This is a genomic window from Streptomyces sp. XM83C (assembly GCF_023072675.1).
GTDB classification, from domain to species: Bacteria; Actinomycetota; Actinomycetes; order Streptomycetales; family Streptomycetaceae; genus Streptomyces; species Streptomyces thermocoprophilus.
Map to the genome: position 1 here is coordinate 1 of NZ_JALLGL010000062.1, position 24,542 is coordinate 24,542.

The 24,542-nt window shown below is 72.2% G+C and carries 25 protein-coding genes; 13 read left to right on the forward strand and 12 right to left on the reverse strand.

Going from position 1 to position 24,542, the window contains the following annotated elements; translation table 11 throughout:
* Positions 1–902 (reverse strand): HAD family hydrolase (locus tag MTQ10_RS10035; protein WP_247464866.1); only part of this gene is annotated, 902 nt, incomplete at its 3' end.
* 106 nt (positions 903–1,008) lie between these two features.
* On the opposite strand from MTQ10_RS10035, the gene MTQ10_RS10040 reads away from it, so the two are divergent.
* From MTQ10_RS10040 to hemB, 6 genes are all read left to right on the forward strand, one after another.
* Positions 1,009–1,356 (forward strand): glutaredoxin family protein, encoded by a 348-nt coding sequence (locus MTQ10_RS10040; RefSeq protein WP_247464869.1) that lies wholly within the window; start codon positions 1,009–1,011, stop codon positions 1,354–1,356.
* 412 nt (positions 1,357–1,768) lie between these two features.
* Positions 1,769–2,536, forward strand: coding sequence for a redox-sensing transcriptional repressor Rex (locus MTQ10_RS10045; protein ID WP_247464872.1), 768 nt, complete (start codon positions 1,769–1,771; stop codon positions 2,534–2,536).
* Entirely contained in the window at positions 2,533–4,254 is a 1,722-nt protein-coding gene (locus MTQ10_RS10050) for a glutamyl-tRNA reductase (protein WP_247464875.1), read from the forward strand. The genes MTQ10_RS10045 and MTQ10_RS10050 overlap by 4 nt, the downstream gene beginning before the upstream one ends.
* On the forward strand, positions 4,251–5,222 hold the full coding sequence (gene hemC, locus MTQ10_RS10055) for a hydroxymethylbilane synthase (RefSeq protein ID WP_247464878.1): 972 nt from the start codon (positions 4,251–4,253) through the stop codon (positions 5,220–5,222). Before MTQ10_RS10050 ends, hemC begins: the two co-directional genes overlap by 4 nt.
* The gene (locus MTQ10_RS10060) at positions 5,219–6,919 is read left to right on the forward strand and encodes a uroporphyrinogen-III synthase (protein WP_247464880.1); all 1,701 of its coding nucleotides are present in this window, start codon (positions 5,219–5,221) and stop codon (positions 6,917–6,919) included. Before hemC ends, MTQ10_RS10060 begins: the two co-directional genes overlap by 4 nt.
* 130 nt (positions 6,920–7,049) lie before the next feature.
* Positions 7,050–8,042 (forward strand): porphobilinogen synthase, encoded by a 993-nt coding sequence (gene hemB, locus MTQ10_RS10065; protein ID WP_247464883.1) that lies wholly within the window; start codon positions 7,050–7,052, stop codon positions 8,040–8,042.
* A 3-nt stretch (positions 8,043–8,045) separates the two neighbouring features.
* Here hemB and MTQ10_RS10070 read toward each other — a convergent pair whose 3' ends face one another.
* Positions 8,046–8,231, reverse strand: coding sequence for a hypothetical protein (locus tag MTQ10_RS10070; RefSeq protein ID WP_247464886.1), 186 nt, complete (start codon positions 8,229–8,231; stop codon positions 8,046–8,048).
* Between the two features lie 248 nt (positions 8,232–8,479).
* Here MTQ10_RS10070 and MTQ10_RS10075 point away from each other — a divergent pair, with 248 nt between their 5' ends.
* Entirely contained in the window at positions 8,480–9,382 is a 903-nt protein-coding gene (locus MTQ10_RS10075; RefSeq protein WP_247464888.1) for an SAM-dependent methyltransferase, read from the forward strand.
* Between the two features lie 11 nt (positions 9,383–9,393).
* Here the strand turns inward: MTQ10_RS10075 and MTQ10_RS10080 are convergent, their stop codons facing one another.
* Complete coding sequence (locus MTQ10_RS10080; RefSeq protein WP_247464890.1) at positions 9,394–10,212, reverse strand: helix-turn-helix domain-containing protein; 819 nt, start codon at positions 10,210–10,212, stop codon at positions 9,394–9,396.
* Positions 10,209–10,994 carry a peptidoglycan-binding protein gene (locus MTQ10_RS10085; protein ID WP_247464894.1) on the reverse strand — a complete coding sequence of 262 codons (786 nt, stop codon included), beginning with the start codon at positions 10,992–10,994 and terminating at the stop codon, positions 10,209–10,211. Before MTQ10_RS10085 ends, MTQ10_RS10080 begins: the two co-directional genes overlap by 4 nt.
* Positions 10,995–11,326: 332 nt before the next feature.
* Here MTQ10_RS10085 and MTQ10_RS10090 point away from each other — a divergent pair, with 332 nt between their 5' ends.
* Complete coding sequence (locus tag MTQ10_RS10090; RefSeq protein ID WP_247464897.1) at positions 11,327–11,761, forward strand: peptidoglycan-binding domain-containing protein; 435 nt, start codon at positions 11,327–11,329, stop codon at positions 11,759–11,761.
* A gap of 135 nt (positions 11,762–11,896) precedes the next feature.
* Here the strand turns inward: MTQ10_RS10090 and argS are convergent, their stop codons facing one another.
* Positions 11,897–13,678, reverse strand: coding sequence for an arginine--tRNA ligase (gene argS, locus MTQ10_RS10095; protein WP_247464900.1), 1,782 nt, complete (start codon positions 13,676–13,678; stop codon positions 11,897–11,899).
* A gap of 127 nt (positions 13,679–13,805) precedes the next feature.
* Here argS and lysS point away from each other — a divergent pair, with 127 nt between their 5' ends.
* Entirely contained in the window at positions 13,806–15,551 is a 1,746-nt protein-coding gene (lysS, locus tag MTQ10_RS10100; protein WP_247464902.1) for a lysine--tRNA ligase, read from the forward strand.
* A gap of 88 nt (positions 15,552–15,639) precedes the next feature.
* Here the strand turns inward: lysS and MTQ10_RS10105 are convergent, their stop codons facing one another.
* The 3 genes from MTQ10_RS10105 to MTQ10_RS10115 form a co-directional block, all read right to left on the reverse strand.
* Positions 15,640–16,920: a DUF2637 domain-containing protein gene (locus MTQ10_RS10105; RefSeq protein ID WP_247464905.1), complete on the reverse strand. Its 1,281-nt coding sequence runs from the start codon at positions 16,918–16,920 to the stop codon at positions 15,640–15,642.
* 119 nt (positions 16,921–17,039) lie between these two features.
* On the reverse strand, positions 17,040–17,888 hold the full coding sequence (locus MTQ10_RS10110) for a DUF3558 family protein (protein WP_247464910.1): 849 nt from the start codon (positions 17,886–17,888) through the stop codon (positions 17,040–17,042).
* Positions 17,889–17,995: 107 nt separating this feature from the next.
* Positions 17,996–18,826: a DUF3558 domain-containing protein gene (locus tag MTQ10_RS10115; RefSeq protein ID WP_247464914.1), complete on the reverse strand. Its 831-nt coding sequence runs from the start codon at positions 18,824–18,826 to the stop codon at positions 17,996–17,998.
* Between the two features lie 205 nt (positions 18,827–19,031).
* Between MTQ10_RS10115 and MTQ10_RS10120 the strand changes: the two genes are divergently transcribed.
* Positions 19,032–20,225, forward strand: a complete 1,194-nt coding sequence (locus MTQ10_RS10120; RefSeq protein ID WP_247464917.1) for an RtcB family protein — start codon at positions 19,032–19,034, stop codon at positions 20,223–20,225.
* A gap of 60 nt (positions 20,226–20,285) precedes the next feature.
* Here MTQ10_RS10120 and MTQ10_RS10125 read toward each other — a convergent pair whose 3' ends face one another.
* The 3 genes from MTQ10_RS10125 to MTQ10_RS10135 all read right to left on the reverse strand — a co-directional run bounded on the left by MTQ10_RS10125 (position 20,286) and on the right by MTQ10_RS10135 (position 21,711).
* Complete coding sequence (locus MTQ10_RS10125; RefSeq protein WP_247464920.1) at positions 20,286–20,465, reverse strand: hypothetical protein; 180 nt, start codon at positions 20,463–20,465, stop codon at positions 20,286–20,288.
* Positions 20,465–21,241 (reverse strand): SDR family NAD(P)-dependent oxidoreductase, encoded by a 777-nt coding sequence (locus tag MTQ10_RS10130; protein ID WP_247464922.1) that lies wholly within the window; start codon positions 21,239–21,241, stop codon positions 20,465–20,467. Before MTQ10_RS10130 ends, MTQ10_RS10125 begins: the two co-directional genes overlap by 1 nt.
* Positions 21,242–21,372: 131 nt before the next feature.
* Positions 21,373–21,711, reverse strand: a complete 339-nt coding sequence (locus MTQ10_RS10135; protein ID WP_247464925.1) for a YnfA family protein — start codon at positions 21,709–21,711, stop codon at positions 21,373–21,375.
* A 132-nt stretch (positions 21,712–21,843) separates the two neighbouring features.
* Here MTQ10_RS10135 and MTQ10_RS10140 point away from each other — a divergent pair, with 132 nt between their 5' ends.
* Positions 21,844–22,296 carry a hypothetical protein gene (locus MTQ10_RS10140; RefSeq protein WP_247464936.1) on the forward strand — a complete coding sequence of 151 codons (453 nt, stop codon included), beginning with the start codon at positions 21,844–21,846 and terminating at the stop codon, positions 22,294–22,296.
* A 223-nt stretch (positions 22,297–22,519) separates the two neighbouring features.
* Here the strand turns inward: MTQ10_RS10140 and MTQ10_RS10145 are convergent, their stop codons facing one another.
* On the reverse strand, positions 22,520–23,350 hold the full coding sequence (locus MTQ10_RS10145) for a helix-turn-helix domain-containing protein (RefSeq protein WP_247464928.1): 831 nt from the start codon (positions 23,348–23,350) through the stop codon (positions 22,520–22,522).
* A 62-nt stretch (positions 23,351–23,412) separates the two neighbouring features.
* Here MTQ10_RS10145 and MTQ10_RS10150 point away from each other — a divergent pair, with 62 nt between their 5' ends.
* Positions 23,413–24,024, forward strand: a complete 612-nt coding sequence (locus MTQ10_RS10150) for a TIGR03086 family metal-binding protein (RefSeq protein WP_247464930.1) — start codon at positions 23,413–23,415, stop codon at positions 24,022–24,024.
* Between the two features lie 118 nt (positions 24,025–24,142).
* The coding region (locus MTQ10_RS10155) for a response regulator transcription factor (protein WP_247464933.1) at positions 24,143–24,542 on the forward strand (400 nt) is incomplete at its 3' end.

A 24,542-nucleotide genomic window follows, 5' to 3' on the forward strand; every position in this document is an offset into this window, starting at 1 on the left:
GCACAGCGGCGGCGGTGCAGGGCGATCGCCGCCGCTGTGCCGCCTGCCACCGCCCCGACGCCGGCCGCGGCCGGGATGCCGACCTTGGCTGCCTTGCGGCCAGTGCGGTAGTCCCGTAGGCGCCAGTCCAGTTCTCGGGCGTGGCGGCGCAGTTTGGCGTCCGGGTTGATGGCGTAGGGGTGCCCCACGAGGGACAGCATCGGGATGTCGTTGTGGCTGTCGCTGTACGCCGCGCACCGTGAGAGGTCCAGGCCCTCCGCCGCCGCCAGGGCGCGTACCGCCTCCGCTTTCGCCGGGCCGTGCAGCGGCTCGCCGACCAGCTTGCCCGTGTAGACGCCGTCGATCGACTCCGCGACCGTGCCCAGTGCCCCCGTCAGCCCCAGCCTCCGGGCGATGACCTGGGCGATCTCCACCGGCGCCGCCGTGACGAGCCACACCTTCTGTCCGGCGTCGAGGTGGGCCTGGGCCAGTGCGCGTGTGCCGGGCCAGATCCGCTCGGCCATGTACTCGTCGTAGATCTCCTCGCCGATGGACTTCAGCTCGGAGACGCGGTGGCCCTTGACGATGGACAGCGCGGAGTCCCGCGCCTCCTGCATGTGCTCGGGGTCCTCGACGCCGGCCAGCCGGAACCAGGTCTGCTGCCAGGCGAAACGCAGCAGTTCACGCGTGTCGAAGAACTTCCGCTTGTACAGGCCCCGCCCGAAGTGGAACAGCGCGGCGCCCTGCATCACGGTGTTGTCGAGATCGAAGAACGCGGCGGCCTTGTCGTCGCCGAGGACGGGGAACTCGGGCTCCTCGTCCGGTACGGACTTGCGGGCGGCCTCAGCCGAGGCCTCGCCTGCCAACACGCTCCGCGCCGTGGCGGAGCGCCTACGGGGGGTGAGCCATCCGAGAGCGGCCATGACCGTGAGCATAGCCAGTTTGTTCGGAACTTCCGGTGCGGTCAGGTTCGAAGGGTGTGAACTCTCCGCGGCCACGGCGTTAAACGGTGCGCGTCCGCGCGCGAGAATGGCCGACATGAGTCCCTTTCTCCGTCGCAAGGTGGCCTCCGGACCGTCCGCCGGGACGAGCACCACCAGCCCGTCCGCCGGCCCGTCCACCGGGGCCAACGCCCCCGGTGACCACCTGGTCACCCTGATCCGCAAACCCGGCTGCCATCTGTGTGACGACGCACAGGTCGTCGTCGAGAAGGTCTGCGCCGATCTGGGCGTGCCCTGGGAGCAGAAGGACATCACCGAGGATCAGCGGCTGCACGATCAGTACTGGGAGCAGATCCCCGTCGTGCTGATCGACGGCCGGCAGCACACCTTCTGGCGGGTGGACGAGAAGCGGCTGCGGTCGGCGCTGACCGCGTGACACGCGGCACGCACCTCACCACGGGTGCGGCGCTCGCCCCACCACGCGGGCGGCGCTCGCCTCCCCGCGGTCGAGGCGCTCTCCTCGTCGCGGGTCGCGCGAGCCACTGACCGACGAGTCCAAAAAGGCCGGGAAGTCGCTTAGGATCGACGGCGTTGTGGTCTCGGGGGCGGGATGCATACGGATTCACAGAGGAGAGTGTGCGGTTTTGCCCCCTTCGGAAAAGGAACGGTCACAGCCCTGCGCCGGTTCCGGGACCGGGTGCCGGGGCCGCGTGAGCCCGGTCACGTTGGCCGGGCAAATCGGACACCATCTTTGTGCACGCGTTCACAAAGACATAGCCTGCTATCGACGGGGCGGTCACGTAGGGACGTATGACCGCCTACAGCCCCGCTCTACCCGCAGGAGCACCGTGGCAACTGGCCGAACTCACCGACCGGCGACCCGTAGCCGAGGGATTCCCGAGGCCACCGTCGCCAGGCTTCCGCTGTACCTCCGCGCGCTGACCGCACTGTCGGAGCGCTCGGTACCGACGGTCTCCTCCGAGGAGCTCGCCGCCGCCGCAGGGGTCAACTCCGCGAAGCTGCGCAAGGACTTCTCCTACCTGGGCTCCTACGGGACGCGCGGCGTGGGCTACGACGTCGAGTATCTCGTGTACCAGATCTCCCGCGAACTGGGCCTGACCCAGGACTGGCCGGTTGTGATCGTCGGTATCGGCAACCTCGGCGCCGCCCTCGCCAACTACGGAGGTTTCGCCTCCCGCGGCTTCCGCGTCGCCGCGCTGATAGACGCGGACCCGGCGCTCACCGGGAAGCCGGTCGCGGGCATCCCCGTGCAGCACACCGACGACCTGGAGAAGATCATCCAGGACAACGGCGTGTCGATCGGCGTGATCGCGACCCCCGCCGGTGCCGCCCAGCAGGTCTGCGACCGGCTCGTCGCCGCCGGCGTGACCTCCATCCTGAACTTCGCGCCGACCGTGCTGAACGTCCCCGAGGGGGTCGACGTACGCAAGGTCGATCTCTCCATCGAGCTGCAGATCCTCGCGTTCCACGAGCAGCGCAAGGCGGGCGAGGAGGCGGCGGCCGAGGCCGCTGCCGTACCTGCCGCCGCCGCGCGTGCCGCCGACTCCGCCGACCAGGGGCCCGACGGGGACGTACCCGCCGTGATGCCGGCATGAGTCTCCTCGTCGTGGGGCTGAGCCACCGCAGCGCGCCCGTCAGCGTGCTGGAGCGGGCGTCGCTCGGCACGGATGCGCAGATCAAGTTGCTTCAGGACACCGTCGCCGCGGAGCCGGCCGCCGAGGCCGCCGTGCTGGCCACCTGCAACCGCATCGAGCTGTACGCGGACGTGGACAAGTTCCATGCCGGTGTCGCCGAGCTGTCCACGCTGCTCGCCCAGCACAGCGGGGTGGGGCTCGAAGAGCTGACCCCTTATCTGTACGTGCACTACGAGGACCGGGCCGTGCACCACCTGTTCTCGGTGGCGTGCGGGCTGGACTCCATGGTCGTCGGCGAGGGACAGATCCTCGGGCAGATCAAGGACGCCCTCGCCAAGGCGCAGGACCTGCACACCGCGGGCCGCCTGCTGAACGACCTGTTCCAGCAGGCGCTGCGGGTCGGCAAGCGGGCCCACTCGGAGACCGGCATCGACCGTGCGGGCCAGTCGCTGGTCACGTTCGGCCTGGAACAGTTCGCCCCCGACGGTGACGTCCCGGCGTGGGCCGAGGGCAAGAAGGCGCTGGTGATCGGCGCCGGGTCGATGTCGTCGCTGGCCGCGGCGACCCTGGCGCGGGCCGGGGTGGCGGAGATCGTCGTCGCCAACCGCACCTTCGAGCGGGCCGAGCGGCTCGCGGAGATCCTCAACCAGGCCGAGGACACGGAGACCGTCGCCCGGGCCGTCCCCATGGAAACGGTGGGGGTGGAGCTGACACGTGCCGACGTCGCCGTCTCCTGCACGGGCGCGACCGGCCTGGTGCTGACCGCCGAGGACGTCGCCGCCGCCGTGGCCGGCCGGCTGCCCGCCGACATGCCGCCCGCCCGGACACCGGAGCCGTACGACGGTGACGAGCAGGCCCGCGCCGCCGCCGCTGTCCCGTCGGCCGCCGAGCCGCACACCGACGACGAGAACTGCCCCCTCGACCTGGCCGCCGTACAGCCCGGCTTCTCCGTGATGGGGGAGGCCGCCGTCGCCGGCATGGACGCGGCGACGCTGGAGCAGCACGCCGTCTGGGTCGACAAGGGCAGCGAGGTGCAGCGACGCGAGGACGCCCGCAGCGCCGCCGAGGCCGACGCCGAGCTGATCGGCGCGCTCGTGGCGACCGTGGCGACCGTCGGCCGCATCCCGGAGCGGCGCCGCCCCGAGCCCGCCGACACCGCCGTACGGTCCGAGCCCGTGCTGCACCTGCTGGACCTGGCCATGCCGCGCGACATCGACGCCGCCGCGCACCGGCTGGCCGGGGTGCGGCTGGTGGACATCGAGTCGCTCGCCGAGGCCAGCGCGAACGCGCCGATGGCCGCCGACGTCGACCAGGTCCGCCGTATCGTCGCCGACGAGGTCGCCGCGTTCGGCGCCGCGCAGCGGGCGGCGCGCATCACGCCGACCGTCGTCGCGCTGCGGACCATGGCCGCCGATGTCGTCGCCGGTGAGATCGCCCGGCTGGAGGGCCGGCTGCCGGGGCTGGACGACAAGCACCGCGCGGAGATCACGCAGACCGTCAAACGGGTCGTCGACAAGCTGCTGCACGCACCGACGGTGCGCGTCAAGCAGCTCGCCGCCGAGCCCGGTGGCGCCGGGTACGCGGACGCCCTGCGCACCCTGTTCGACCTCGACCCCGAGACGGTCGCCTCCGTCTCCAGGGCCGAGGACACCCACGAGAAGAACCGAGAGCCACGATGACTGAGCCACATGCAACCAGGGCACTGAGGCTCGGCACCCGGCGCAGCAAGCTCGCCATGGCCCAGTCCGGGCTGGTGGCGGAGGCCGTCAGCCAGGTGACCGGGCGGCCCGTGGAGCTCGTCGAGATCACCACGTACGGCGATGTCTCCCGAGCGCACCTGGCGCAGATCGGCGGCACCGGCGTGTTCGTCACGGCGCTGCGCGACGCGCTGGTCAGGGGTGAAGTGGACTTCGCGGTTCATTCACTCAAGGACCTGCCGACCGCGCAGCCCGAGGAACTCGTCCTGGCCGCCGTGCCGGAGCGGGAGGACCCGCGGGACGTGATCGTCGCGCGGGACGCCCTGAAGTTCACGGACCTGCCGCGCGGTGCGCGCATCGGCACGGGTTCGCCGCGCCGCATGGCGCAGCTGAACGCGTACGCGCGCAGCCACGGACTGGACATCGAGACGGTCCCGATCCGCGGCAACGTCGACACCCGCATCGGGTACGTGCGCGACGGGGAGCTGGACGCGGTGGTGCTGGCCGCGGCCGGCCTGAACCGCATCGGACGCATCGACGAGGTCACCGACTTCCTGTCGGTGGACACGGTGCTGCCCGCCCCCGGCCAGGGGGCCCTGGCGATCGAGTGCGCCGCGGACAACGCGGAACTCATCGCGGCGCTCGCCGAGCTCGACGACCCGGTCACCCGGGCCGCCGTGACCGCCGAGCGGTCCCTGCTCGCCGCCCTCGAGGCCGGTTGCAGTGCGCCCGTGGGCGCGCTGGCCGACCTCGTGGCCGACGGACAGATTGTCAAGGAAATGCGCCTGCGCGGCGTCGTCGGCACGACCGACGGCACGCGTGTGGTGCAGTTGTCCACCACCGGTCCCGTGCCCGACACGCACGACGGGGCAGGGGCGCTCGGCCGCGCACTCGCGGACGAGATGCTCGCCCAGGGCGCGGCCGGTCTGATGGGGGAGCGAGCACATTGAGCCCCACCACCCTTCCCGCCGGCCTCGAACAAGGGCACGTCACCTTCCTGGGTGCCGGACCCGGGGATCCGGGACTGCTGACTCTGCGCGCCGTGGAGGCGCTGGCGAACGCCGACGTCCTCGTCGCCGAGCACGAGGTGCTCGACGTCGTACGGACGCACGCCCGGCAGGGCGTGACCGTCGTGCGCACGGACGACGACTCGTCGCCGGGCAGCGGCGTGGGCACGCCCCAGCTGACGGTCGTTGACGGCTCGTCAACCACCGCTGCTGGTCCCGCGGAGCGGGATGCCGCACATCTTGTCATGGAGGCCGCGCGGGGCGGCAGGCGGGTCGTGCGTGCGGTGTCCGGGGACCCCGGGCTCGACGCGTACGCCGCGGAGGAGATGCTGGCCTGCGCCAAGGCCGGGGTTCCCTTCGAGGTCGTCCCCGGTGTCGCGACCGCCGTCGGTGTGCCCGCGTACGCGGGTGTGCCGCTGCGGGACGCGGACGGCGCCGACGTCCGGTTCGTGGACGCCCGGACGGCGTCGGAGCGCTGCTGGACGGAGGTGGGTGCCTCCGACGGCACGGTCGTCGTCTCCACCACGCTGGACGCGGTCGCCGCGGCTGCGGGTGAGCTGGTGACGGCCGGGCGCCGCCCGGACACCCCGATGACGGTCACCGTCGCCGGTACGACGACCCGGCAGCGCACCTGGTCGGCGACGCTCGGCACGATCGCGCAGACGCTGAAGCAGGCGAAGGTGCTGCCGTCCCCGGAGGGCGGCCGGCCGGTGATAGCCGTGGTCGGAGACCGCAGCGCTCCCGCCCAGCGCGACCAGCTGGCGTGGTTCGAGTCCAAGCCGCTGTTCGGCTGGAAGGTGCTCGTGCCGCGGACGAAGGAGCAGGCGGCGTCGCTCTCCGACCAGCTCCGCTCGTACGGCGCCGTCCCGCACGAGGTGCCGACGATCGCCGTGGAGCCGCCGCGCACCCCGCAGCAGATGGAACGCGCGGTCAAGGGCCTGGTGACGGGCCGCTACGAGTGGATCGCGTTCACGTCGGTCAACGCGGTGAAGGCCGTGCGGGAGAAGTTCGAGGAGTACGGCCTCGACGCGCGCGCCTTCGCCGGGATCAAGGTGGCCGCGGTGGGCGAGCAGACGGCCAAGGCCCTGATCGCCTTCGGTGTGAAGCCGGACCTGGTCCCGTCGGGCGAGCAGTCGGCCGCGGGCCTGCTGGAGGACTGGCCGCCGTACGACCCGGTGTTCGACCCGATCGACCGGGTCTTCCTGCCGCGCGCGGACATCGCCACGGAGACGCTGGTGGCGGGTCTGATCGAGCTGGGCTGGGAGGTCGACGACGTCACCGCCTACCGCACGGTCCGCGCCTCGCCGCCGCCGGCGGAGACGCGGGAGGCGATCAAGGGCGGCGGCTTCGACGCGGTGCTGTTCACCTCGTCGTCCACGGTCCGCAACCTGGTCGGCATCGCGGGCAAGCCGCACAACGTGACGGTGATCGCGTGCATCGGCCCGGCGACGGCGAAGACCGCCGAGGAACACGGCCTGCGCGTCGACGTGATGGCCCCCGAGCCGTCGGTCCACAAGCTGGCGGAGGCCCTGGCCGACTTCGGCATGAAGCGCCGCCTGGCGGCCCTGGAGGCCGGCGACCCGGTCACCCGCCCGAGCGAGCGTCGCCCGGGTGCGCGGCGGCGCCGGTCGACGACATGAGCTGACGCGGCACGCGACCGAGGCGGGCGCCCCCTGGATGCCGGGGGGCGCCCGCCTCGCTTCACGGGAGGGCGTGGCGGCCGACTGGGCGTCGGCAAAGGCACCCGTGGGGCGGGCGTAGCGTAGGTGTATGACGAAGTACGGTTCCTTTCCCGGTTCGCGTCCGCGTCGGCTGCGTACCAGCCCTGTCATGCGCCGTATGGTCGCCGAGACGCGGCTGCACCCGGCCGACTTCATCCTTCCCGCGTTCGTGCGGGAGGGCGTGAGCGAGCCGGTGCCGATCGCGGCGATGCCGGGGGTCGTGCAGCACACGCGGGACAGCCTGAAGAAGGCGGCCGTCGAGGCCGTCGAGGCCGGGGTCTCCGGGATCATGCTGTTCGGTGTGCCGGAGGAGTCGAAGAAGGACGCCGTGGGGACGCCCGGTACCGACCCGGAGGGGATTCTCCAGGTCGCCATCCGGGACGTGCGGGCCGAGGTCGGGGACGAGCTGCTCGTCATGTCGGATCTGTGTCTCGACGAGACCACCGACCACGGGCACTGCGGTGTGCTCGACGGCGAGGGGCGCGTCGACAACGACGCCACTCTGGAGCGGTACGCCGAGATGGCGCAGGTCCAGGCCGACGCCGGGGCGCATGTCGTCGGGCCGAGCGGCATGATGGACGGGCAGATCGGTGTCATCCGTGACGCGCTCGACCAGATCGGGCGGGAGGACGTGGCGATCCTCGCGTACACCGCCAAGTACTCCTCCGCTTTCTACGGGCCCTTCCGGGAGGCTGTCGCCTCCTCGTTGCAGGGCGACCGCAAGACGTATCAGCAGGACCCCGCCAACTGGCGTGAGTCGATGCGGGAGCTGGCCCTCGACCTGGAGGAGGGCGCGGACATGGTCATGGTCAAGCCGGCCGGGCCGTACCTCGACATCCTCGCGCGGGTCGCCGACGCGGTGGACGTGCCGGTGGCCGCGTACCAGATCTCCGGTGAGTACTCGATGATCGAGGCCGCCGCCGAGAAGGGCTGGGTGGACCGGGAGCGGGCCATCCTGGAGACGCTCACCGGTATCAAGCGGGCCGGGGCGCGGAACATCCTCACCTACTGGGCTGTCGAGGCCGCCCGCATGGTGCGGTAGCGGTCACCTTCCGGGTCGCGCCGGGGACGTGGGCGTGTCCGTGTGGGACGGGCCCTCGTCGCGCAGGCCCTCGCCGTCGCGGCACGCCGTCGTCAGCGTGAGCGCGGTGAGGGCTGCGAGGGCGGCCAGCAGGGCGCGGGTGGCGGTGGTGCGGGCGGGTTTCCGGGTGTCGTCGTCTCGTGTGGGCATGGGTGCCTTCCGGGCCGTATCGGTCGGGGGGCCGACAGGTGTCCCGCCCAGCCTGGGACGCAGGGTGATGCTGTGGCCAGAGTTATGGGTGAAGTTGGGACGTCCGTCCCGTGCGCACGGCGCTGACCTGCGCGGATTCTCGCGGCGTGGGACGGCCCACGGGTCGTGGGACGGTCCGGCAGCGCTCAACTCACCCTGAGGGATAGGTTGTTGTCCCCAAGATCGGTTGCGCGTTGAAGGAGACGCCCATGTCCGGTGATGCCCTCGGCCAGGACCCCGCCGAGCTGCGCAAGAGGATCGACAGCACCAAGGCACACCCCGCCCGCGTCTACGACGTCTTCCTCGGCGGCAAGGACAACTACCCCGCCGACCGTGACGCGGCGGCAGCCGCGCTCACCGCCAACCCGCGCGGCTATCTCGACGTACGGCACAACCGTGACTTCCTGCGCCGGGCCGTCGGCACCCTCGCCCGCGAGGACGGCATCCGCCAGTTCCTCGACATCGGCACCGGCCTGCCGACCGCCGAGAACGTCCACCAGATCGCCCAGCGCGTGAACCCGGACACCCGCGTGGTCTACGTCGACAACGACCCGGTCGTCCTCGCGCACGCCCGTGCGCTGCTCACCTCCGGGCCCGAGGGCCGCACCGACTACATCGACGCCGATCTGAAGGACCCGGCGCACATCCTCGAACAGGCCGCCAAGACCCTCGACTTCGACCGGCCGATCGCCCTGTGCCTCGTGGCGATCCTGCACTTCGTCGAGGACGCCGAGGCCTACCCCATCGTGCGGACGCTGATGGACGCCCTGCCGTCGGGCAGCCGGCTGGTGCTCAGCCACCTCACCGAGGACCTCAACCCGGAGAACATCCGCGCGGTCCAACGCACCTACACCGAACGCGGGTTCACCTTCGTGCTGCGCACCAGGGCCGAGGTGGAGCGGTTCTTCACCGACAACGGCCTCGAACTCGCCGAGCCCGGGGTCGTGCCCGTGCACCACTGGCGGCCCGACGGGGCCGCACCCGTGCCGGAGCAGCCCGACCCCGAGTACCTGGCGTCCCTCACGCCGATCGAGCGGGTGCGCTACGAGGACATCAACGACGTCACCGACGCCGACATCAATGTGTACGGCGCGCTGGGCCGGAAGGCCTGACGTCCGCCGCCTCAGCGGACGCGGTCGCTGAAGCACTCCTGCCCGGCCGCGCGCGCCGGACGGAAACAGGCCCGCAGCGGTGTGCCCTTCGGGGCGGCCGTCATGGGCGTGTAGATGTACGACGCCGCCGCCCGCGCGTCGGCCACACGGGCGGCCCGTGTGTGGCTGGGCGTCGCCACCTCCAGGCGGTCGCCGGGCCGGGTGGACCACATGCGGGCCCAGGCCGTGCCGCACGGCCTGCTGTAGCGCAGCTCCAGCCAGGCGCCGGACGCCGTGCGGTGCACGGACAGGGTCGTGGGGGCGCGGGCGCAGACCATCGCCATCGGGTCCTGCCCCTCGCAGGCGGCGCCCCGGCAGCGCGGGCCGGTCGTGGCGGCCGTGGGGCGGACGGGCGCCGGCCTGCCGTCCGGCAGCAGGAGCAGGCCGGCGGCCACGGCGGCGACCGTCACCGCGCACACCGTGACGATCAGCGCCAGCAGCAGCGGATGCCGGTCCGGCGCGGTGTCCGGTACGTCGTCGGGCGCGGCCTTCGGCGGGGCGGCGGTCCCGGGCCGCGGGGTGCGGGGCCGCTCGGTCGCCGCGCGGTTGCTCCACGCCGCCTCCGCCAGCTCCCACAGCGCCAGACAGCGCGCCTCCGGTTCGCCCGCCAGCCGGCACAGCTCGGCCACCGCCTCGCGGGGCGGCAGCCCCTCTCCCTTGACGTAGCGCCCCCAGGAGGCCCTGCTGTACGGGGTCTTCTGGGCGAGCGCCGCGATGCTCAGGCCCGTACGGGCGCGCAACTCCTGGAGCGCCGAGGCCAGTCGGGCGACCTCCGGGGGCGGCGGCGTCATCGCCGCAGCACTTCCCAGGTGTGCGGGCCGATGATGCCGTCCACGACGAGCGCGGCCCGCGCCTGCAACTGCCGTACCGCCGCTTCCGTACGCGGGCCGTAGATGCCGTCGATGACGCCGGGGGAGCAGCCCGCCCGGCGCAGCAGGCACTGCGCCTCGGCGACGTCGGGGCCGGCGAGCCCGTCGGCGAGGACGGCGTCCTCGGTGGTGCTGAGGCCCGCGTACCAGCGGCCGTCGGTGCGGTGCAGACGGCAGGTGTAGAGCGGTGGCGGGGCCGGGGACGACGGGGGTGCCGTGACCGGCACCGGTGGTGCGGAGGCCGCGGTGGAGGCCCGGCCGTCCGGGTCGGCGGCGGTGAGACGTACGGCCAGCAGGACGGCCGCGCACACCGCCAGCACCAGGGTCACCGAGCCCGCCACGAGCGCCACCCGCAGGGGGCGGTGGGCGGCCGGGCGGCCCCCGCCGGAGGCCGCCCCCGGCTCGGCGTCCGGTGCGTCCGGGGTGTCCCGCGGCCGGGTCGCCCAGGCCTCCGCCGCCACCTCGTGCAGCGCCAGCAGCCGGGCCGGGTTCTCCCCGCAGACCCGCGCCAGCTCCGCCACGGCGTCCCCCGGCGGCAGCGTCCTGCCTCCGAGCCAGCGCTCCCAGGACTTCTCGCTGTAGCCCGTCCGTGCCGCCAGCTGCCGCAGGCTCAGGCCCGAACGGTCCTTGAGCCGGCGCAGCCGCACCACCAACCGGCGGACGCGCGGGTCCAGTTCCGCGGGCAGCGCCTTCCAACGCGACATGTTCCCCCCAATCGCGTGCGCGGTCCGGGCCCGGCGGCCGTGGTCGGCGGCCCCTGTGCCCGGTTCGCATTGTGCAGCAGCGTCGCTGCTGTCATCCACGGACGGTACGCGCCCACGGTTCCCGCACCCGCGGGGAATCAGCCACCGAACTGCTGTCCAACCGTCCCGCCGTACCGTCTCACGGGACGGTGTTCCCGCAGGTCAGGGCGGTGGCGTCCCGTACGGCCGTCACTTGCCCGGCAGCTCTGGCGGGCGGCGCCCCGCACCCCGCACGCTCGGTGTCGAGCCGGCCGGACGGGCCGGCGTCGTCCAACGGAAGGGAACCGAACGGGATGCCCAGGACCACCACCCGCCAGCGTGTCTCGCTTCTCCTCGCCACCGCGGCCCTCGGCACCGCCCTCGCCGTGCCCGCGACCGCCTACGCGGCGGCACCGCAGTCCGCGTCGGCGTCGGCCGCCGGGGTCGCCGCGAAGGCGTACTCCTGCACCATCAAGAACGTCAACGGGCACAAGCAGGCCGGCTACTACAGCGGCAACACGGTCGTGCCGTCGTCGACCAAGGTCACCAGCGCCGGTATCGAAGCCCAGTGCATCCTCAAGGTCATGGGCTACCCGACCGGCACGGTCGACGGGATCTTCGGGAAGAACTCCAAGGCCGCCATGCGGCAGTTCCAGACCGACGTCAACAACTACTACGGCCGCAAGGTGCTCACCGTCGACGGGCTGCCCGGCCCGCAGTCGTGGCCGTACCTGCGCAAGTTCTGGTGATCCGGCCGCCGGGGCCGCACCCGGTGGGACGGGCGCACCCCGGTGGCACGGCCGCACCCCGGTGAAACAGCCGCGGCCCGTCCTCCCCACGGGGGAGAGGACGGGCCGCGGCGCGCTGTACGCCGGAGCGGGACGTCAGAGCCGCTCGGGCGTGCGGATGCCGAGCAGCGCCATGCCCTGGTGCAGGGTGCGCGCGGTCAGGTCGCACAGGAACAGCCGGTTCTCCACGACCTCGGCCGGGTTGTCGTCGGACAGCACCTGGCACTTGTCGTAGAACGACGTGAACAGGGAGGCCAGCTGGTAGAGGTACGCCGTCATCTTGTGCGGGGCGTACTCGGCGGCGGCCTCCGCGACGGTCTCCGCGAACGCGTCCAGGTGCAGGCCGAGGGCCCGCTCCGTGGCGTGCAGCTCCAGCTCCGGATGCGCGGCCGGCCGGGCCTCGCCCGCCTTGCGCAGGATCGACTGGATACGGGCGTACGCGTACTGGAGGTAGACCGACGTGTCGCCGTTGAGGGAGACCATCTGGTCCAGGTCGAACTTGTAGTCGCGGTTCGCCGACGTCGACAGGTCCGCGTACTTCACCGCGCCGATGCCCACCTGGGCGCCCCGCTCGGCGATCTCCTCCTCGGACAGCCGGCCCAGGGTGTCCTTCTCGCGGACGACGGCCGTGGCCCGGTCGATCGCCTCGTCGAGCAGGTCCACCAGCCGGACCGTCTCCCCCTCACGGGTCTTGAACGGCTTGCCGTCCTTGCCGAGGACCGTGCCGAACGCCAGCTGGTACGCCTTCACGTCGTCGTTCAGCCAGCCGGCCCGGCGCGCGGTCTCGAAGACCATCTTGAAGTGCAGGGACTGCCGGGCGTCCACGACATAGATCAGCTCGTTCGCCTTCAGGTTGAAGACGCGGTCGCGGATCGCGGACAGGTCGGTGGCCGCATAGCCGTACCCGCCGTCGGACTTCTGCACGATCAGCGGGACCGGGTTGCCGTCCGGGCCCTTGATGTCGTCGAAGAACACGCACAGCGCGCCCTCGGAACGCACCGCGACACCGGACTCCTCCAGCAGGCGGCACGTCTCGGCGAGCATGTCGTTGTAGCCGGACTCGCCGACGATGTCCGGGTCGCGGATCTCCATGTCCAGCTTGTCGAAGACGGAGAAGAAGTAGATCTTCGACTCGTCGACGAACTTCTGCCACATGGCGAGCGTCTTCGGCTCACCGGCCTGAAGGTCCACCACCCGGCGGCGGGCCCGCGTCTTGAACTCCTCGTCGGCGTCGAACTTCTTCCGCGCCGCCTTGTAGAGGCGGTCCAGGTTGGACATCGCCTCCTCGCCCGCGTCGGCGCCGTCCTCGGCGGACTTGTGGTCCAGCTCGTGCGGGTGCTCGTCCAGGTACTGGATGAGCATGCCGAACTGGGTGCCCCAGTCGCCGATGTGGTGGCGGCGGATCACGTTCTCGCCGGTGAACTCCAGCAGCTTCACCACGGAGTCGCCGATCACCGCGGACCGCAGATGGCCGACGTGCATCTCCTTCGCCACGTTCGGCTGCGCGTAGTCGATCACCGTGGTGCCGGGCTGCCGCGCGTACGGCACGCCGAGCCGGCCCGACTCGTCCGCGTAGCGCTCGGCCAGGTTCCGGGTGATCGCGGTGTCGGCGATCGTGATGTTGAGGAAGCCGGGGCCGGACACCTCGACGTCCTTGATCACCTCGCCGGTGGTGACACGGGAGACGACCTGCGTGGCCAGCTCGCGCGGGTTGGCCTTCGCCTTCTTCGCCAGCGCCAGGATGCCGTTGGCCTGGTAGTCGGCCCGGTCGCTTCGTCGCAGCAGCGGGTCCGCGCCGGCGGCCTCCGGCAGAGCAGCCGAGAGGGCGGACGCGAGGTGCTGCTGGACGGAATCGCTGAGCGACGTGACCGAGGCCATAGGAAGGTGTGCCGTTCTCCTCGTGGGGATGGATGGTCCCAGCCAGTATCCCACGGGGGGTAAAGCGGTTTTCCCGGTCGCGAGGCCGTCTGTGACAATGGGGTGTCACCCGTTCAGAAAGAAGGACGTGCCGATCGTGGCTCAGAGCACCGAGACCACCGACTGGGTCTCCCGTTTCGCGGATGAGGTCATCGAGGAGTCGGAGCGCCGGGCCCCGGGCAAACCGGTCGTCGTCGCGTCCGGACTCTCCCCCTCCGGCCCCATCCACCTGGGCAACCTGCGCGAGGTCATGACCCCGCACCTGGTCGCCGACGAGATCCGCCGCCGCGGCCACCAGGTCCGGCACCTGATCTCCTGGGACGACTACGACCGGTACCGCAAGGTCCCCAAGGGCATCGCCGGCGTCGACGAGGAGGCCTGGGCACAGCACATCGGCAAGCCGCTCACCTCGGTCCCCGCCCCGGAGGGCTCGCCGTACCCGAACTGGGCCGAGCACTTCAAGGCCGCGATGATCGAGTCGCTGGCCCAGCTCGGCGTCGAGTTCGACGGCATCAGCCAGACCGAGCAGTACACCTCCGGCGCCTACCGCGAGCAGATCCTGCACGCCATGCGGCACCGCAAGGACATCGACGCGGTCCTCGCCCAGTACCGCACCAAGCCGAAGCCCGCGCCCAAGCAGGGCCAGAAGCCGGTCGACGAGGCCGAGCTGGAGGCCGCCGAGGGGTCCGGCGCGGCCGGTGAGGACGACGGCTCCTCCGGCTCCGCCGGGTACTTCCCGTACAAGCCGTACTGCGGCAACTGCGGCAAGGACTTCACCACCGTCACCTCCTACGACGACGACTCGACGGAGATGACGTACTCCTGCACGGAGTGCGGCTTCTCCGAGACGGTCCGGCTGAACGAGTTCAACCGCGGCAAGCTGGTCTGGAAGGTCGACTGGCCGATGCGGTGGGCGTACGAGGGCGTGATCTTCGAGCCCAGTGGTGTGGACCACTCCTCGCCCGGCTCGTCGTACCAGGTCGGCGGTGAGATCGTCGGCATCTTCGGCGGCAAGCAGCCCATCGGCCCGATGTACGCGTTCGTCGGCATCTCCGGCATGGCGAAGATGTCGTCGTCGCGCGGCGGTGTGCCCACCCCGGCCGACGCGCTGAAGATCATGGAGCCGCAGCTGCTGCGCTGGCTGTACGCCCGCCGGCGGCCCAACCAGTCCTTCAAGATCGCCTTCGACCAGGAGATCCAGCGGCTCTACGACGAGTGGGACCGCCTCGACGCCAAGGTCGCCGACGGCACGGCGCTGCCCGCCGACATCGCCGCGCACTCCCGCGCGGTGCGCACCGCCTCCGGTGAGCTGCCGACGACGCCGCGCCCGCTGCCGTACCGCACGCTGGCCTCCGTCGCCGACATCACCGCCGGCCACGAGGACCAGGCGCTGCGCATCCTGTCGGAGCTGGACCCGTCGCGCCCGCTGTCCTCCCTGGACGAGGCCCGCCCGCGGTACGACAAGGCCGAGGCGTGGATCAACACGCACGTGCCGGCCGACCAGCGCACCATCGTGCGCGAGGAGCCCGACACGGAGCTGCTGAAGTCCCTCGACGACCAGGGCCGCGAGTCGATCCGGCTGCTGCTGGACGGCCTCGCCGAGAACTGGTCGCTGGACGGGCTGACGCACCTCGTGTACGGCGTGCCGAAGGTGCAGGCCGGGTTCTCCGCGGACGCCACGCCGAAGGAGCTGCCGCCGGAGATCAAGACCGCGCAGCGTTCCTTCTTCGCGCTGCTGTACCACCTGCTCGTCGGCCGCGACACCGGCCCGCGTCTGCCCACGCTGCTGCTGGCCGTCGGTCAGGAGCGGGTGCGGCGCCTGCTGGGGGAGTGACGGCGGCCCGCTGAGGGCATGAGGACGCCCGGTGCCTGGACGAGGCACCGGGCTTCTTCGCACGTGGGGCGGGGTATGCGGAGGGGACTTACGCGATGTGGTCCTCCTCCAGCATCTGGTTGTGGCGGGCGGTGAAGCGGTCGACCATGCGCTTCGCCTCCTCGGCGGGCAGGTCGATGCCGAACTCGGCCTGCACGTTGTCGATCAGCTCGCGCGGGGTGGGGTAGCTGCCGTTGATCGACTGGCGGAAGACCTGGTAGTAGTCCTCCTCCGTCGGCTCGGGCAGCGGCGTGCCGCCGCCGTCGCCCAGCTCACGGGTGCGGCCCGGGGCGACCGGGATGGGGAAGCTGCCGGTCTGCTCGGGCGAGATGTCCGCCTGCTGCGGGTCCTGCGGGTACTGCTCCTCGTACCACTGCTCGTACTGCTCCTCCGGCGTGTAGGAGGGGTCGCTGTACGAGGGGTCGAAGGTCGGGTCGTAGTTGCCGTGGTACTCCACCTGGCGCGGCGCCTGGAACCAGGGCGACTGGTCGTCGAAGGGGTCCGGGTGGGCCGGGTCGGGTCCCGCGTTCTGCGGGCCGGGGCCGCCGGGTCCGCCCGCGGTCACGGCGGCCGGGCCGCCGCCCGCCGTCAGGGCGGCGTTGCCCGAGCCGCCGGCCAGGGTGTTGGCGGCGCCGCCGGACTGCGGGGCCGGGGGCAGCAGCGCCGGTTCGATGCCGGCCGCCGCGAGGCCCGCGGGGGCGGTCTCCGCCAGCGGCACGCCGTAGCGGGCCAGGCGCAGCGGCATCAGGGACTCCACCGGGGCCTTGCGGCGCCAGGCGCGGCCGAATCGGGAACGCAGCCGGGCCTGGTAGACGAGACGTTCCTGCTCCAGCTTGATGACCTGGTCGTAGGAGCGCAGCTCCCACAGTTTCATCCGCCGCCACAGCAGGAACGTCGGGACGGGGGAGAGCAGCCAACGGGTCAGCCGCACGCCCTCCATGTGCTTGTCGGCGGTGATGTCCGCGATCCGGCCGATGGCGTGCCGGGCGGCCTCGACGGCGACGACGAAGAGGACCGGGATCACGGCGTGCATGCCGACGCCGAGCGGGTCGGGCCAGGCGGCGGCTCCGTTGAACGCGATGGTCGCCGCCGTGAGCACCCAGGCCGTCTGCCGCAGCAGCGGGAACGGGATGCGGATCCAGGTCAGCAGCAGGTCCAGTGCGAGCAGGACACAGATGCCGGCGTCGATGCCGATCGGGAAGACGTAACTGAAATTCCCGAAGCCCTTTTTGATGGCCAGTTCGCGGACGGCCGCGTACGACCCGGCGAAGCCGATGCCGGCGATGATGACGGCACCGGTGACGACCACGCCGATGAGAACCCGGTGCATCCGTGTCAGTTGTATGGGCGCGGCCACCCGTACTCCCCTCCCATTGCGTGCTGTTGCGCGGAACAGGGTTGCACACTCGTGCGGGAATCGTACGGGTGGCCGGGAAAGCGCAGGTCGGATCAGCTCTTGGCGGCCGATGCGGACGGCGACGGGGCGCCGCTGGACGGCTTCGCGGCGGAGCCCGAGCCCGTGCCGGTGTTGGCGGCGGTGACCGACGCGACGGCCTCCTTGGCGGCCTTCTGCGCGGCCTTCGTCAGGTCGTCGGCGTCCGGCGTCTTGTCGCCGGCGAGGCCGGCGCCGTTGTAGTCGACGGTCACGACGACGTTCTCGACGCGGGCGACGACCGTCTGCTGCTTGAACGCGCCTTCCTTCTTCTTCAGGTCGTAGCGCACCGACGTCGCCTCGTTGCCGGTGCCGGCGAGCGGCTCCTGACGGGTCTGGGCGGCGCCCTGCACGGAGGTGGCGCCCTTGACCTGCTTCTCGTAGTAGGCGTGGGCCTGCTGGTCGGCGGCGCCGCCCGCGATGTCCGACTCGAAGCGCAGCAGGGAGACGTTGAGCCAACGGAACTGCGAGCCCTTCACGCCGTTGTTCTTCAGGCTGTCCCAGGAGCAGTTGGCGCGGGTGGACGTGTCGTCGGTGTTGCCGGCCTTGCCCGCCTTGGCCTCGGGGACCAGCTCCTCCAGCGTCTTCTTCGACAGCACGTCGCACACCTTCGGCAGGGTCTTGTACGCCGCGGGCGGCACCGTCGGCGCGGCGCTCGACGACGCCGACGTGGTCTGCCCGGCCCCCGCCGCCGGGGAGCCGCCGTCGTCCGAGCCGGAGCCGGAGTCGCCGGAGCAGCCGGCCGCTACCAGCATCACGGGTACGGCGGCGACGGCGAGGGCGGCCCGCAGGCGCCCCGTCCGCTGCACGCTCTGGTCGTCACGCTGGTCTCGCTGGGCTCGTCGCTGCATGGTTCCTTCACTCATGACGCTCTTGGTTCCTGCGGTCGGATCGGGTCCGAGAGGTCACGGTACGCGGTGCGCGAGAGGTGCGGCCGGGGTTCCCGTGGATGGCGCTGGGGCGTGAAAGGAGGTCAGCCGGAGAGCGAATCCGACAGCTGCGCCGCCAGTTTCCGGGCCTTGTCCTGCATTTCCTTGCTGTCCGGCTCGGCGGTGACGGACGTCGGCTGCTCCTCGTACTCGAGGGTGACGATGACGTTGGACGTGCGGAACGCCACAGTCACCTTGCGCTGCTTGGCGGTCGAACCGGAGCCGGCGAGCTGGTCGTCGAGGAACGCCTCGTCGCCGAGGCCGTCGAGGAGACGCGGCTGGAGTTCCTCCGTCGCGGACGGCGACGGGGTGGAGGACGGCGACGCCGTCCCGGACGGGGAGCCGGAGGGGGAGGCGGAGGCCGAGGGGGTGCCCGCCGGGCTGCTGCTGTCGCCGGACGGCGAGGCCGAGGTCGTGGCCGGCTCGGGCAGGTCGGCCGCCGCGATCTGCTTGGCGAAGATCTCCTCGGCCTGGGTGTCGTCGCTGACGCTGCTGTCGTAGCTGACGACACGCTCGAAGTCGACGTACAGATGGTTCATGCCGGTCGCGGAGTCCGCCTTCCAGCGGCAGCCGACCTTGCGGTCGGTGTCGTAGGTGAGGAGCGCGGTGCCCGCGTAGGCCTTCTCCCGCTGCTTCTCGTCGGTGATCTGCTGCAAGCCGGGCAGCATGGCCTCCAGCGTGGCCTGCCGGACCGCGCCGCACGGCTCGGGCAGTGTGCGGTACTTGCCGGGCTGGGCCTGGGCGCTCTTGGAGTCGGGCTCGCCGGGGTTGGAGTTGTCGGCGCCGCCGCCGCTGCCGGAGCCGCCGGTGCAGCCGGCCAGCAGCGCGGTGAGGAGCGCTGCCGTGGCGGGTACGACGTACGCCTTCCGCTGCACGGTGAGGCTCCTTCCGGTGGGTCCACGGTGGGTGGGGGCGTCGCGGGCCCCGCCGGTTAATCGATTGCCGGGCGGGGGCGTGCCCTGACCACAATGTCTATCGCACGCACTGCCGTGGACGCCGGTCCATTGTCCCATTTGTCGATCCTGGCGCCGGTTTTGCGATCTGAGTCTTTTGTGTGATTTCCGGGGGAATGAGGATTACATGGCTTTCACCGAGCTGCCCGGCGCGAAGGTGCCCATCCGGATGTGGGCCGACCCCGCCACGGTCGAGGACGCGGCGATGCAGCAGCTGCGCAATGTCGCGACCCTGCCGTGGATCAAGGGTCTGGCCGTGATGCCGGACGTCCACTTCGGCAAGGGCGCGACCGTCGGTTCCGTCATCGCGATGCAGGGCGCGGTGTGCCCGGCCGCGGTGGGCGTGGACATCGGCTGCGGCATGTCCGCGGTGAGGACGTCGCTGACCGCGAACGACCTTCCGGGTGATCTGTCCCGGCTGCGGTCGCGGATCGAGCAGGTCATCCCCGTCGGCCGGGGCATGCACGACGACCCGGTCGACCCCGCCCGGCTGCACGGCTTCGCGACTTCCGGCTGGGAGGACTTCTGGGCCCGGTTCGGCGGGGTCGCCGACGCCGTGCGGTTCCGTGAGGAGCGGGCGGCCAAGCAGATGGGCACGCTCGGCTCCGGCAACCACTTCGTCGAGGTGTGCACCGACACCACCGGCGCGGTCTGGCTGATGCTGCACTCCGGCTCCCGCAACATCGGCAAGGAACTCGCCGAGCACCACATCGGCGTCGCGCAGAAGCTCCCGCACAACCAGGGCCTCGTCGACCGCGACCTCGCGGTGTTCGTCGCGGACACGCCGCAGATGGCGGCCTACCGCAACGACCTGTTCTGGGCGCAGGAGTACGCCAAGTACAACCGCTCGATCATGATGGCGCTCCTGAAGGACGTCGTCCGCAAGGAGTTCAAGAAGGCCAAGCCGGTCTTCGAGCAGGAGATCTCCTGCCACCACAACTATGTGGCGGAGGAGCGGTACGACGGCATGGATCTGCTGGTCACCCGTAAGGGCGCGATCCGGGCCGGGTCCGGGGACTACGGGATCATCCCGGGGTCGATGGGCACGGGTTCGTACATCGTGAAGGGCCTCGGCAACGAGAAGTCCTTCAACTCCGCGTCGCACGGCGCCGGCCGGCGGATGAGCCGCAACGCCGCCAAGCGGCGGTTCACGACGAAGGACCTGGAGGAGCAGACACGGGGCGTGGAGTGCCGCAAGGACTCCGGTGTCGTGGACGAGATCCCGGGCGCCTACAAGCCGATCGAGCAGGTCATCGACCAGCAGCGGGACCTGGTGCAGGTCGTGGCGCAGCTGAAGCAGGTCGTCTGCGTGAAGGGCTGAGCCCGGTCCGCGTTCCTCACTCGGCGTGCCGGACGGGCCGGTGGGCGGGGCGCGGGTGCGTCACTTGGCGTGCCGGACGGCGTAGATCATCACGAACGCGATGAAGTGGATGCCGAAGAGGAAGTACGCGAGGAAGTACCAGACCTTGCGTTCGTCCTTGGTCTCCTGGTCCAGCCGCTGCCGCTCCAGGTCCTTGGCCTCCTGCGCCCGGCGCTGCGTCTCGAGTTCTTCGTGTTCCATCACAGCTCCCGGTGCACTTTCGTGTTGGAGGCCTGGGCGCGCGGCCGGACAACGAGCAGGTCGATGTTGACGTGGCTGGGGCGCGTCACGGCCCAGGTGATCGTCTCGGCGACGTCGTCGGCGGTGAGCGGTTCGGCGACACCGGCGTAGACCTTCTCGGCCTTCTCGCGGTCGCCGCCGAAGCGGGTCAGCGCGAACTCGTCGGTCTTCACCATGCCGGGCGCGATCTCGATGACCCGGACCGGCTTGCCGACGATCTCCAGGCGCAGCGTCTCGGCGAGGACGTGCGCGCCGTGTTTGGCGGCGACATAGCCGGCGCCGCCCTCGTACGTGGCGTGCCCGGCGGTGGAGGACACGACGACGACCGTGCCGTCGCCGCTCGCCTCCAGCTTGGGCAGCAGGGCCTGGGTGAGGTTGAGGGTGCCGATGACGTTCGTCTCGTACATCGTGCGCCAGTCGTCGGGGTCGCCGGTGGCGACGGGGTCGGCGCCGAGCGCCCCGCCCGCGTTGTTGACCAGCACGCCGATCGTCTTGAAGGCGGTGGCGAACTCGTCGACCGCCGCCCGGTCGGTGACGTCGAGGCGGTACGCGGTGGCCGAGCCGCCGGCCTCGTTGATCTCCTTGGCCAGGGCCTCGATGCGGTCCTCGCGGCGCGCGGTGAGGACGACGCGGTACCCGGCGGCGGCGAGCTGCCGGGCCGTGGCGGCGCCGATGCCGCTGCTCGCCCCGGTCACCACGGCGATGCGGGAGGCGGCGGAGGGGGCGGCGGTGGCCATGGGCGGCTCCTCGGGCGGTGTGCGGTCGGGTCCGCTGACCAGGGTAGGCGACCGGGGTGCGCGCACGGCCCGGGATCCGGCGGGGGGTGACCGACGGCACGCCCGGGCGCGGGGGTGGGCGACGGCCCTGTTCAGCCCTGTCCGCGCGGCGCCCACATGATCAGCGCCATCCCGGCCAGGCAGACCAGCGCGCCCGCCACGTCCCACCGGTCGGGGCGGTAGCCGTCGGCGATCATGCCCCAGGCGAGGGAACCGGCGACGAAGACACCGCCGTACGCGGCGAGGACGCGGCCGAAGTGGGCGTCGGGCTGGAAGGTGGCGACGAAGCCGTAGGCGCCGAGGGCGAGGACACCGCCGGCGGCCCACAGCCAGCCCCGGTGTTCGCGCACCCCCTGCCAGACGAGCCAGGCGCCGCCGATCTCGAACAGGGCGGCGACGACGAACAGGGAGGCGGAGCGCAGGACCGTCATGCCCGGCAGGGTCGCACAGGCGCTGTCACCTGATGGACGGCGCCTGCCCCGGCGCGGGCGTGGAAGGGATAGGCCGTGGAAGCACGGGACCGGGATGTCGGCTGAGGAGTGTGCGGCGTGCGGAGGTTTGTGATGTGGGGTACGGCGCTGGCGGCGCTCGGTGCGGTCGGGGCGGCGCCGCCCGCCGGTGCGGGCGTTCCGGAGGCCGACCTGGCCTACCACGGCTCGGCGGCGATGGCGGGCGGCCTGATGGACGTGGCGCTGACGCCGCGCAACCACGGCCCGTCGGCGGTGCCGGAGGCGGCCGTACGGCTGCGCTGGTCGGCGCCGCTCGCGGAACGGCAGCCGGAGCCGGCGCCGGGCTGTGTGCGCACCGGGCTGCGGGAGGTGGTGTGCCGGACGGGTGCGCTGCCGGCGGACGGGGTGGGGGAGCGGATCGAGCTGGTGGTGCGGCTGGCGGGGCGTCCGGCCGAGGCGCGGCTGGAGATCGAAACGGTGTGGGGCGGCGGACGCGTGGACCGCGACGTGGACAACGACCGGCAGCGGGTGCTCGTGCTGGACACGGGGGATCGTTACTACTTCTGACGCGGGGCGCGGGCGCGGGGCGCGGGCGCGGCGCAAGGCGCGGACCGGGGGCGCGTGACCGAGCCTGGACCGCAGGTGCCGCGGGACCGGGGGCGCGGATTCCCGGACCCCGGGGCGCGGGCGCCGTCCGGTGCCCGCGAGCGGTCGCTGCGTCGTACGCTTTCTGCGCCACGCAACGAAATTTGTGGCGTGCAGCCGGGTGAGTGCCGGCTGAGGGGCCGGCTCAGCCGGCCCCGGCCCGCGCGAACGCCTGCGCGTAGGCCGCCGGCGGCAGGCCCACCGTGGCGGTGAAGTCCCGTACCAGATGGGCCTGATCGGCATAGCCGAGGTCGGCGGCGAGACCCGCCCAGTCCACGTCCCGGCGGCGCCCGGCGAGCTCCAGCGCCTCATGGAGCCGGTAGCGCAGGACGACCCACTTCGGGGACACCCCGACGTACGCGGAGAACAGCCGCTGGAGCGATCGCACCGACAGCCCCCGGTCGCGGGCGAGGTCGCCGACGCGGCGCACGGAACGGTCCGCGCGGACGTGCTCCACCAGCTCCACGGCGAGGTCCGCCTGCGGGTCCGGCGCCCACGGCAGGGACATCAGGAACGCGTCCAGCGCCGCCACCCGCGCGCGGTCCGACCCCGGCGAGACCACCGACCGGGGCGTGTCCCCGCCGGCCCCGGCGAACGCCTCGTACGCGGGCAGCGCACGGCCCGTCCAGTGCGTCGCGGGCACGTCCGGCGCGAACGGCCGGAAGCCGCCCGGCCGGAACTTCGCCCCGCACACCCGGCCGCGACCGCTCAGCCGCCGCGCGTACATGCCCAGTGCCACCCCCGTCAGCTCCCCGTACGGCGGCCCCTCGTCCTCGTCCCACTGGAAGGTCAGATTGACCGAGGGGTGCGGCACGATGTGGGAGACGTACGGCTCGGACAGGTCCCAGTCGATCAGCCAGTACCACTCGACATAGCGGCGCAGCGGCCCGGCCGGCTCGTGCCGGCGGAACCGCACACGGGTCAGCAGCCCTGCCGGGTCGACGATCCCGCGGGTGTCGCGACGGGGTGCGGCCATGGCCGGATCGTACGTCGCGTTTCTTCAAGAGACCCCCGGACCGCGTCCCTAGGGTCGAGGCCATGGACACCTACGGCATCAGCAGCGAGGAACGGGCCCGGACCCCGTACGGCATCGGCGCGCTGATGGAACGGGCGGCGGCGCGGACCGTGCCGCTGGTCCGGGACATCCCCGACGAGGCGCTCACCGCGCCCACACCCTGCCCCGACTACGACGTGCGGGGCCTCGCCAACCATCTCTTCCACGTGGTGGTGGAGTTCCAGAAGCTGGCCGCCCGGCAGGACGCCGACTTCACCTCCACCCCGTCGCGGGTCGCGCCCGGCGGCGACTGGCGGGAGCGGTTCGCGCAGGAGACGGACAAGCTGGTGGCGGCCTGGTCCGTACCCGGAGCGGAGGACGGCACGACCGGGGCGTGGCAGCTGCCCGCGCGACTCGTCGGTTCGATGGCGTTGCTCGACCTGGTCGTCCACGGCTGGGACCTGGCACGGGCCACGGGGCGGACGTACCCGGTGGACGAGGAGCTGGCGCCGGTCGTCGAGGAACTGGAGGGCGCGGTGGCCCGGCTGGCGCCGACCGGCCGCAGCACGGGCGCCTTCGGGGAGGCGGTACCGGTGCCGGAAGGTGCGCCGGCGTTCGAGCGGCTGCTGGGGGCGACGGGACGGTCACCGGCGTGAGCACGCAAGGGCCCGGCGGCACACCCGCCGTACCGGGGACGGTGAGAGGCCGGTGAGAAGGGCGGCCGGGGGACCGCTCCCCCGGCCGCACCCCCGCCGCCCTTGGCAGACTGGAGGCGTGCCGCAGACTGTGCTCCTCGCCGAAGACGACCGCGCCATCCGCCACGCCCTGGAACGCGCCCTGACCCTGGAGGGATACCGGGTCACCGCGGTCGCCGACGGCGTCGAGGCGCTGGCGCAGGCGCACAAGTCGTCGCCGGACGTCCTCGTCCTCGACGTGATGATGCCGGGCATGGACGGGCTCGAGGTGTGCCGGGTGCTGCGCGCCGAGGGCGACCGCACACCGATCCTCATGCTCACCGCGCTCGTCGAGACCGCCGACCGGATCGCCGGTCTGGACGCGGGCGCCGACGACTACGTCGTCAAACCGTTCGACGTGGAGGAGGTCTTCGCCCGGCTGCGTGCCCTGCTGCGCCGTACGAGCCCGCCGCCCGCCGAGAACGAACCCGGCCCCGCCC